Genomic DNA, 958 nt, shown 5'->3' with positions numbered 1-958 from the left:
GTCGCCGTCCTTTTGTTCCCGTCCCAAAAGATTTGTTGGCGCATATTATGATACATAACAGTCAATGCTTTATCAGTGGTCGTTGTTTGCGGATCAGCCAAAATTTTTTGTAAAAAGGATTGTTCTTGTTTTTCGTTAATTAAGGGTGGTTCAAAAAAGTCTTCACTGCCTAAATCAACTCCTCCTTTTCCTTGCCGTAATTCTCCTGGTACTAAGGCGTCTTCCGCGGCCACAATCTTGTTAATTTGTTTTTCCATGGTTAACGTTAAGGAGGAATTTTGATCAGTGATATATTGCCACCCACGCTTTAAGTTAACAATTGTCAAAATATCTTCAACAGGAACGCCTGCCACACTCATGCCGTCCATAATGGTTTGTGTTTGCGGCAAAGTGGTATTTACGCCTTCAAAGCGGGCACTAGTGTGTACTAGCTTGGTAAAATTTGTTCGAGCAAACCGTTTGTTTTCTGCAACTGTAAATTGATACTTGTCCATATATGCTTGTGTCTTAGTCATATTTTGTGCCTCCTTTTCATTCCAACCACTGATTCTTTGACTCGTCCATGTTAAATCACGAAATGCTTTTCGTTGATAATTTTTTTCTTGCCGTTTATCTAAGAGGTAAGTGTGTAACGCGTCAAACAACTTGCGCTTATCAGGGTCTGGATTATGTGCCGCTTGTTCCCAAATGCCTTAAATATTGACTGTCCAGGGGTCAGCCAACAATTGCTCTATTTTTTCGACTTCTTTGCTTGGTTTGATTATTTAAAAAGCTCCCTTCACTTTCACTTAGTTCAGTCATCACCTGTTCAACCACTTAAGGCACCTATTTTTGCTTCTAAACGATTTTAAAGCAGTTTTAATATAATTATGCATGCAACACTTAAAACGGCTTAAATGAGTCCATATGACGTTTAATTTCAAGAACGCTCATTGTCAGTGTTCTGTTCTTCGGGGTG

1 protein-coding gene and 1 pseudogene are annotated in these 958 nt (G+C 39.1%); both read right to left on the bottom strand.

From position 1 onward, the window contains the following. The coding region (locus IV54_RS09615) for a Fic family protein (protein WP_057879130.1) at positions 1 to 515 on the bottom strand (515 nt) is incomplete at its 3' end. 50 nt (positions 516 to 565) lie between these two features. Next, a pseudogene (locus tag IV54_RS12230) lies at positions 566 to 764 on the bottom strand (hypothetical protein). Positions 765 to 958 lie beyond the last annotated feature (194 nt).

This window comes from Levilactobacillus paucivorans (genome assembly GCF_001437125.1).
GTDB classification, from domain to species: domain Bacteria; phylum Bacillota; class Bacilli; order Lactobacillales; family Lactobacillaceae; genus Levilactobacillus; species Levilactobacillus paucivorans.
This window is presented reverse-complemented; position numbering and strand designations above follow the sequence as displayed.